The organism is bacterium, assembly GCA_012517375.1.
GTDB lineage: Bacteria > Hydrothermota > Tepidihabitantia > B3-TA06 > B3-TA06 > JAAYVC01.
On the sequence record JAAYVC010000061.1, the window covers coordinates 1 to 9,079 of the forward strand.

Here is a 9,079-nt window from a genome sequence, read left to right on the forward strand (position 1 = left end):
CTTGTTTTCGCTGCTCAGCATACAGATTGGATTGACTTCGAACGCTCCGCCATCCAAATGTCTGAGATATACGTGCCTATAAGGAACATCGCAGCCATATTATGACAAATAGGTTTACTGAGGAAAGACTGACGCCAGCTTAGCGAAAGCCTACCTGCTTGCACTTGACTTCACATAAAGGTACTTATAATCCCCGTCATGGCGAAGCTGAGTCTGAAAGCTAAATCATACGGAGGGGGGGTAACCGCGTATTCGTTTCGGAAGGCAATGCAAAGGATTTTGTATGGTTATAGAGAAGCAAACAAGCGACTCAACGCGGGCGACAGGGAAGCCGCCCCCGTATCGCAGCAAAGCCAAGGGGCTTGAAAAATCTTTAAAAAACGTATAATTATGTGTAGGAGGAAAGATGCGTAATCGTTGGGCTGTTTTATTTAGCAACATGAAAAGCGGCCAAGCCGGCGCTCGAATAACACTACTCTCTATGGCGTTGCCTTGTCTTTTGACGGCAGGTTTTTTTGAATTCGAATTCTCTCCCGCCTGGAGGGCTGAATACCCTGGGGTACTTGCCCGTGATCTGGATGCAGACGGCGTCGACGAACTCGTGATGTCCCGCAAAAACAATGATACCGATCTTTGGGGTGTGTCTTGCACCGATATAACCGGCGGAGCAAGATGGCAGTACTGGCCACAACAGAGAACTGAAGCGGTAGATGCTGTAGATATTGACAGCGACGGAGAACTCGAAGTCATAGCAAGGGAAAGAGCGGGTGATAGCGCGTTTCTTCTTATTTTTACGAAAGACGGCCGTTTGGAAGAGCGAATGAAAGTCCTTAGGGGAACCGATATCAACGACTCCGGCGACTGGGACGGTTTTTTTGGATTCAAGGGTGCGGTTGACCTCAACGGCGACGGAAAAAAGGAACTGTTCCTTTCGGCAGGGACCAGCTTTGATCTCGAGCCAAGAGGTGTCTTCGTCATTGATCCATCCTCGGGCAAGGAGTTGTGGCATTACTGGGTGGGTTTCTATCCCAGTGATATCAAGTTCGATGACCTTGATGCGGACGGTGATTTGGAGATAGTCATGGGTGGGGCCTCCCCTGCAAACGGCGGTCAAATGAATGGGACTGACGATATCCATACCTACGTTTTTGTTCTCGATCATCAGGGGCGGCACCTCTGGAGTAAACAAATCGGCGGAGTTTTTTCAAGAACCGGGATCGAGATTGCCGATTTCAACAAGGACGGCAAAAAGGAGATTGTTGTCATTGAGACGACCGACAATGGAGATTTTTACGGTCAGGACAGGATTTTTATTTTGGATGGGGCTACTGGTGATCAGGAGAAGGTAGTCAAAAAAGGTCATACTTATAAGGGCAGTCTGCTTTGCGATATTAACAAAGACGGTGTTCCTGAGATTGTGGTCGGAAACACTGACGGCGTTCTGCGTGCCTATGACAGAAACCTTAAGGAGGTAGCACGTTTCAAATACGGAACAGGCATAAAGGCCTGTGATTCAGGTGATATTGATGATGACGGGCGACCGGAGATTATAGCCGCAAGTCAGGACGGGAAACTTCACATCTTGAACGCGAGTCTTAGTCCGATGGGTTCATTTGAGGTTGGTGGTGGGTATGAAGTCGGTGGAGAGATAGTTAGTGACAAGGGGAAATTCAAAGAAGTTCTGTTCTTTGCCAATCAGCCTGATGGCGAAGTCGAATACTATCTTTTGAAAATGTCGAAGAAGCTATCCAATCAGGCAATTATCCTCATTATTGTCAGTTCGCTGGTCCTGGCTTTATTCGTAACAGGTGGTCTTATTATTCCCGTTCTCTACAGGAGGAACAAGCTTTTTCGAAAAACCCTCGATAAATCATCTTCCGGCATAATTCTTTTATCCAACAAAGGTCTTATAAGAATCTTCAATAAAACGGCAAGAGATATATTTGGGATAACAAAAGAAATAACTCTCAAACGTCATTTCAAGGTTTTGGACATTGATGCGAATATGGAAACTCTCCGGAGATCAATCCTTGAGTCCATCTGTCTTGAAGAACCAAGAAGGGTCACCATCACCGTTGACCAAGGGGAAAAGGAGCGCCTTGTTGAAGTTCAGACCTTCAAGACGGGAACAAAAATTTGGCTTGTCAGTCTTTCAGATGTAACCGAGCAGGAGTACGGGCGGCGTGTAGCGACACTCATGCCTGTTGCTCAGCAGCTCGCGCACGGAATCAAAAACCCATTAAATAACATCAAGTTGGCGCTCGGCCGGTTGCAAAAATTTATCGCAACCAGCAAGGAAAGACAAGACGAAGCGGCGAAATATTCTCTGATGGCGACTGAAGAAGCGGAGAGGCTTGTTAAGTTGACGAACGGATTTATGCGCTTCACAAAGCTTGAAATGCCGGAGTTCAAGTCTGTGGCGCTTGAACTTATCGTGAAAGAGGTAGTGGATCGTTTTAAACAAATGTTATCCTCAGGCATAGAGATAAGTGTCGTTACAGACAGAAATTTGCCAAAGCTTATGCTCGACAGGGCTCAGATTTCAATAGCCATAGATCACTTGGTCGATAACGCCATTGCCGCGATAACTGGCAAAGGCAAGGTAACTATTAAGGCTTCGCTTCGGGAGGAAGCGCTTGAATCCGGGAAAACCAAGGGGGTCGAGATAAGCGTTTCGGACACCGGCGCGGGCATTCCTCTGAAATACAAAAACAGGATATTCGAGCCTTACTTCAGTCTTAAGGAGGGAGGGACAGGCCTAGGATTATGCATGGTTAAAAAACTCATAGAAAATCACAACGGCACCGTCAATTTTAACAGCGAAGAGGGGCAGGGTACTACATTCACAATAAGGCTACCGCTTTAAAGGAGGACGATTGAGAAAATCAAGGATTTTAATTGTGGATGACAATACAAATACCAGGACCCTTTTTTCAGAAATCCTTGCCGAAGAGGGGTATCTTACGGTGTGTACAAAGGACGGGGAGGAGGCGCTTGATGCCCTGACACTCAAGGAGACCGATCTGGTGCTTCTCGATCTCAAGCTTCCGGGAATAGATGGTATCCAGGTACTTGAAAGAATTCGCGAGACGAATCAAAACATGTCGGTAATTATGATCTCGGGGGAAGGGGATATTGAATCGGCGGTCAAGGTCTTGAAGCTTGGTGCTTATGATTTTCTCGAAAAACCCATAGTTACTGAACGCCTTATTGTATCGGTACGAAATGCGTTGTTAAATGCCGGTCTTCAAGGAAAACTTGAAAGACTGGAAGAAGAGATGGGTTATCGTTATCGAATGGTAGGAAATTCACCTGCCATGTCAAGATTACGAGAACTAATCGTTCAAGCGTCATCAAACAATGCACACGTGCTAATCACGGGTGAGACCGGATCAGGTAAGGAACTTGTAGCCAGAGCAATTCACAGTCGCAGTAACCGTTCGCTTGAGTCATTTGTGAAGCTTAACTGCGCCGCAATACCTTCGGAATTGTTTGAAAGCGAGCTTTTCGGATACTCTAAGGGCGCCTTTACGGGCGCAGTAAAGGACAAAAAAGGTCGCATAGAGGCAGCAGACGGCGGTACTATTTTTTTTGATGAGATAGGTGAGCTTTCTATTCAGGCCCAGGCCAAGCTTCTGCAATTTTTGGACAGTCAAACCATAGAAAGGCTTGGTGAAACCATATCCCGTGAAATAGATGTAAGGGTTATTGCAGCCACCAATAGAGAGTTGGTGGCGGAAGTACACAAGAAAAGATTTCGCGAGGATCTTTACTACCGCCTTAACGTAATAGATATCCAGGTTCCTGCACTGCGTGAACACCGGGAAGACATCCGGGCGCTCGCCGAATACTTCGTTGAGTGTTTTTGTGCAAAACTCGGCGTTCCGAAGAAAACGTTAAAAAAAGATGCGATAAAAAAGCTTACCGACTACCCTTGGTATGGTAATATTCGTCAGCTCCGCAATATTATTGAAAAAACAGTTTCGATGTCGAATAAGCCAGTTATTTATGCTGAAGATCTGCCCCTTCTTTCGGAAAACGACAACGATTTGTCGCTAAATGAGGATATAACTTTATACAAGGCTAGACAAGATTTTGAACGGCGGTTGATAATGAAGGTTTTGGAATACGAAAAATGGAATGTATCGACGACCGCAAAAAGATTAGGAATAGATAGAACTAATCTGTACCGAAAGATAAGGACTATGAAAATTAAGAAGCCTTAGAGGATCGTTACAGGATTAGTCGATAAAAACCCAGGGTGACAAGTACGATAATGATCATTGTCGTGATGTTTTGGATTACCAAAAGTATGAGTTTTTTTCTTTTTAGCCGAAGTTATCTATTCGTGAGTTCAACAACTAAATACGTGCAAATTTACCTGAACACAGTCGCTGTATGCTACCTTCTAGTCCATTGGCTGATTACGCGAGGGATTTCTACTCTCCGCTCTCGTCAACTAAAGCTAACCAATACCCGCATACGGAAAGGAAGCTCACTTTCCTACACGTCTACTAGGCAAACTGTGCCAAATTTTTGTGAACTCGGTGAATTTCGTGAAACAGGTGAACCATATAAAAACAATACACCATCTCACCAAGTTCAATCAACACGCTGGTTTTCGCTTAAATCGACTTATCTCAATACTTGCGGGAAAAGTACAAAAAAAAGCCCGGGGCGGATTGCAAAGCAGATGCTCTCCCAGCTGAGCTACGTCCCCGTTACGAACAATGAATTATAAATATACATAACTCAGTGTCAACGGCAAAGCCTGGTTTGACAGTTATTGATGTTTGCGTAGAATAATATTTCTAATTGCAAATGGAGGCAAGATGATTCTTAAATTTGCATTAATAACGCTACTTCTGGGTCAGGCTCCACCCCAGGCCGATCCTGGAAAAACACAACCGCCGGCAGCCCAGGTTCAAAGCGGTTCTGCAACTCAATCTCAACCGCAGGCCGAACCTCAAAAGACTACACAGCCTCAGGCCGGACAGCAGCAGCAGGGCCAGCAAAAGCCCGGCTCACCATGGCTAACATGGGTATTGCTTCTGGGAATCCTTGTGGTCTTCTACCTGATAATGTTTATCCCTCAACGCAGACGCCAGAAAAAACACAAGGAGATGCTCAATGCGCTCCAGCGCGGAGATATGGTAATGACCTCAAGCGGCATACATGGAACCATTGTGAAAGTCAAGGAAGAAACAATCATCATTAAATCCGGCGACAAAACAGAACTGGAAATAGACAAATCCGCCATCTCCGGAAAAAAATAAACTGAAGATTCTCTATCTAGGCACCGCCGCCATCGGGATACCCCTTTTGCGGCGGTGTGTTTCGATTGGCGAAGTCGAGGGCGTTATTACGGCTCCAGATAAGCCGCAAGGAAGAGGACTCAAACTAAAACCCTCTCCTATCAAAGTGGAGGCAGAGAACTTAGGGATTGAAGTTTTCCAGCCCCAGGATGTTAACTCAGAATCCACGGTAGAATGGTGCAAAAAAAAGGGCGCCGATTTCTTAGTACTTTTCGCTTACGGCCAGATACTCTCTGCGGAGATTCTGAGCATCTCTCGCTGGGCAATAAACGTACATCCCTCACTTCTTCCACGTTACAGGGGAGCCGCACCCCTTGAGCGTGCGATAATGTCAGGCGAAACCGAAACAGGTGTAACAATCATCCAGATGTCTGAAAAAGTTGATGCGGGCGGAATCTTAATCCAGGAGAGTCTTCCGATAGAAGTTGACGAAACCTGCGGAGAGTTATCGGAACACGTATCTCGATTGGTTCCTTTTCTTGTCGAAAAAACAATCACCGGTCTGCTCGAAGGGACCATAAATCCGAAACCTCAATCCTTCGAAGGTGTTTCTAATGCTCCTAAAATACGTAATTGTGAACGCTTAATCAACTGGGAGAACCCCTCATGGATGGTTCATAACCTTATACGAGCGCTTTCTCCTTCGCCTCTGGCTTTTACAACTTTCAGGGGAAGGAGGATCGAAATAGTGCATTCAAGATTGGCTGATAGAGAGGGATCCGGCAGACCTGGAGCACTCATTCATTCTCGGGGAAGCCTGCTGGTTCAGTGCGGGATTGGACTCGTGGAGTTAACCGAGGTCAAACCTGAAGGAAAAAGGGCAATGCCTGCCTCAGCTTTTACTAACGGCTATCGTCCCCGCAAAGAAGAGATACTTGGTAATTGACGTTTTTTATAGTACTTAAAAGTTGATTCGATAAAAAAACAGCAAAACCGACCTATAGTCGGTTTTGCTCAAATTGTCCCGTTTAGAAACCGTAAAATATAACGGTTTCTACATGCGGAGTCGGATCGTCTATAATTAAGACGTACAGGAAAGGACAAATGTTGCCTGGAATTGTTCTAATTAAGTGGATATTTTGTAGAAACTTTCGGACAGAAATACGGCTAATCCTCCTCGGAATCACGCTTTGAGAGATAGACTATATCTTCGTGCTCAACGTAGCCGAGCTTTTTCGCAAGTGCGCGACTTGCAAGGTTTGAACGATGAATCAAAAGGCCGATAACCTTTATGCCCTTCTGGTGCAGAACGTTTTCGGCGGCAAGGGTGAGGGCGGCGGCAACCCCTCTGCCCCTGAACTCGGGATCGACTGCTACCCGGTTGAGACAGCCCTTGCGTCCGTCGCTTGAGGCAATGATAACACCAGCAAGCCTGCCGTCTATCTCGGCTCCGATAAAGAATTCAGGGTCATTTTTCATTTGCTCTAGAAGGGCCTGACGCGATTCGCGTCCATTTTCCTTTATTGGAAGACCGGCTTTGTGCCAAAGACTAACTATTTCCTCATACTCATCGAGTCTTAGTGGTCTTATTTTTACTCCTGACATACGAATAATTTAGTAAAAACAAGCCCCTTGTCAAGGGTCTTGTTCACTCATAGATTTAAATTTGAGACATACCGCCTACGGGCTGATATTTATCAAATATTCGAAGCAGTATAGCTTTTTGAGTTTCCATTCTGTTGTCTATTCCTTTTGCCTGCGGGTGATCTTCTATTCAACCCAGCATGCAAACTTAAGCCTCTCTGATGTTCAGGCATGCCGCATGAAAAGAAGAAGGTCAGGGGGTAAGCGCCGCTTCTTTTCAAGAAAACCTGGCTTCGGGCATCTGCATACTTCGCCCTGAGGCGAACTACACGATAGTCATCAAAAAGGCTGTGTTGCTGAAGTTAGATTTTAGCTTGCGTAAGAGTAATTCAGTCTCTCGCATTCTTTCAAAACGAAGAACTCTCTAACAGTCGGCGGTAAACCGTTTATGCTAGCCCTCACGTGCATCTTACAGGAATTATCGCTCTCATACTTACCGAAAACACGAACATCGTTAAAAATCGTTGACTGGCCTTTCAACAAAGCAAACCTTGCGACAGCAACACTGCTCTCCGGAAGATAATTGTATAACCAGCTTTTCACATCTATTTTCAAGCCGGTCTCTTCCTCAAAGAGTCTCTTTGCAACTTCTCCCATCGCTTCCTCTGGGGGTATATGATATGTTGAATTTACGCCTGTCATTTTGTCTCCTCATACGCTATATTGTAGAATAGGAAAGAATGGTGTCAAGATAACGTATCTACGTCACTTTTCAGTTAATACTTACAAAAGCACTATCTAACGATGACACTATTTGTAGTATCTTTTGTTTTTTATGAACCGTTGATAACTTTAATTCAGTGTTTTTATTTAGCGCCCAGTATCCCTTCAAGAGCCTTGATGAACCGCTGATTCTGTTCAGGAGTCCCTATGGTAATCCGCAGCGCATCAGGCGTCTGGACTGGTCTGACGATTATACCTTGTTGTTCAAGGGCCTTCGCTATCGGCAACGCGTCCTGCTTAAAACGCGCGAAGATGAAGTTTCCATTAGGCGGAACGTATTCAATCCCCATCCGCTCGAATTCTTTCGTCAGATACACCTTTCCTTGTTCGTTAAGCGCCCGGCTTCCATCCCTGTGTTCGTCATCATCAAGGGCTGCAACCGCAGCCGCCTGTCCTGGCCTCGAGACGGAAAACGGTAATCGGACCTTGTTCAAACATTCAACAATTTCAGGTTTGCCGAATCCGTAGCCCACCCTCAATGCGGCAAGTCCATATATCTTAGAGAAGGTTCTCAAAACAAGCACGTTGCGACCGGAGTTAACGTAATTAATCGACTGTGGATAATCAAGGCTTCCAGCATACTCGTAATACGCCTCGTCAATAACTATAAGAACATGTTCCGGAACTCGCTCCACGAAAGCATCCAGCTCGCCTGCTGAGATAACCGAACCCAAGGGATTATTTGGATTATCGAGGAATATAATTCTTGTCTTTTCTGACACTGCTTTGAGCATGGCTTCAAGGTCGTGCTTGAAGTTTTTGGTCGGTATCTTTACCGGTTGCGCGCCTGAGATGTGAGCGGCTATCGGATACATCACGAAACTGACATCGCTCATTATTATTTCAGTCCCAGGCTCAGCATAGACAAGAGCAGCATTAAGGATAATCTCCACCGAACCGTTACCTATGGTGATAGACCTTGCTGAAATCTCGTGGACTTTCGCAAGGCGATTGATGAGCGCATAGCAGGTATTATCCGGATATAGGTGCGTTTCGTTTAGCGATTGAGAAAGTGCTGCCAATGCCCTAGGCGAGGCGCCCAAAGGATTTTCGTTCGATGCAAGCTTTATGATTTCGCCCGTAATCCCGTACTCCCGTGCAAGTTCTTCGACAGGCTTGCCCGGTTTGTAAGGCTCGATTTTTTGAAGCGATGTGCGCGTCTTGAGCACTGAAACCTCCGGCAGTTTATGAAATTTCCTAGACTATACATTCTTGAAGACGCGTGTCAAGCGGAATCAGTCTTGAATTTTCCAGTCAAGCCCGGATTGGTGATTCAGGTCAATTTTTGAGGTCCGAATTAATACACCCCAACGGGGTGCGCAGCACCCCGTTGGGGACCCCGAATCAAGTCAGATTTAACTCTTTGAGGTCAGGAATCATGGTCAAAACGTGGACAAAAGCTGGTCAGAAGATGGTCAAAAGCTGGACAAGTAGCGGCTGGAAGCCGCATTGGCCGA

General features: G+C 45.8%; 7 protein-coding genes. 4 read left to right on the forward strand and 3 right to left on the reverse strand.

Annotated elements, in window-relative coordinates; translation table 11 throughout:
- The first annotated feature begins 406 nt into the window (after positions 1 to 406).
- The 4 genes from GX441_06825 to GX441_06840 all read left to right on the forward strand — a co-directional run bounded on the left by GX441_06825 (position 407) and on the right by GX441_06840 (position 6,201).
- Positions 407 to 2,866, forward strand: coding sequence for a hypothetical protein (locus GX441_06825; protein ID NLI98357.1), 2,460 nt, complete (start codon positions 407 to 409; stop codon positions 2,864 to 2,866).
- Between the two features lie 10 nt (positions 2,867 to 2,876).
- On the forward strand, positions 2,877 to 4,226 hold the full coding sequence (locus GX441_06830; GenBank protein ID NLI98358.1) for a sigma-54-dependent Fis family transcriptional regulator: 1,350 nt from the start codon (positions 2,877 to 2,879) through the stop codon (positions 4,224 to 4,226).
- A gap of 606 nt (positions 4,227 to 4,832) precedes the next feature.
- Positions 4,833 to 5,276 (forward strand): preprotein translocase subunit YajC, encoded by a 444-nt coding sequence (gene yajC, locus GX441_06835; protein ID NLI98359.1) that lies wholly within the window; start codon positions 4,833 to 4,835, stop codon positions 5,274 to 5,276.
- A 1-nt stretch (position 5,277) separates the two neighbouring features.
- Entirely contained in the window at positions 5,278 to 6,201 is a 924-nt protein-coding gene (locus GX441_06840) for a methionyl-tRNA formyltransferase (protein ID NLI98360.1), read from the forward strand.
- A 221-nt stretch (positions 6,202 to 6,422) separates the two neighbouring features.
- Here GX441_06840 and GX441_06845 read toward each other — a convergent pair whose 3' ends face one another.
- From GX441_06845 to GX441_06855, 3 genes are all read right to left on the reverse strand, one after another.
- Positions 6,423 to 6,860: a GNAT family N-acetyltransferase gene (locus GX441_06845; GenBank protein ID NLI98361.1), complete on the reverse strand. Its 438-nt coding sequence runs from the start codon at positions 6,858 to 6,860 to the stop codon at positions 6,423 to 6,425.
- Between the two features lie 348 nt (positions 6,861 to 7,208).
- The gene (locus tag GX441_06850; protein ID NLI98362.1) at positions 7,209 to 7,541 is read right to left on the reverse strand and encodes a hypothetical protein; all 333 of its coding nucleotides are present in this window, start codon (positions 7,539 to 7,541) and stop codon (positions 7,209 to 7,211) included.
- Between the two features lie 164 nt (positions 7,542 to 7,705).
- Complete coding sequence (locus GX441_06855) at positions 7,706 to 8,791, reverse strand: histidinol-phosphate transaminase (protein NLI98363.1); 1,086 nt, start codon at positions 8,789 to 8,791, stop codon at positions 7,706 to 7,708.
- Positions 8,792 to 9,079 lie beyond the last annotated feature (288 nt).

Coding starts and splice junctions, on each gene's coding strand:
- GX441_06825 (NLI98357.1), top strand. CDS start 407: ATGCGTAATCGTTGGGCTGTTTTATTTAGCAACATGAAAAGCGGCCAA.
- yajC (NLI98359.1), top strand. CDS start 4,833: ATGATTCTTAAATTTGCATTAATAACGCTACTTCTGGGTCAGGCTCCA.
- GX441_06845 (NLI98361.1), bottom strand. CDS start 6,860: ATGTCAGGAGTAAAAATAAGACCACTAAGACTCGATGAGTATGAGGAA.
- GX441_06850 (NLI98362.1), bottom strand. CDS start 7,541: ATGACAGGCGTAAATTCAACATATCATATACCCCCAGAGGAAGCGATG.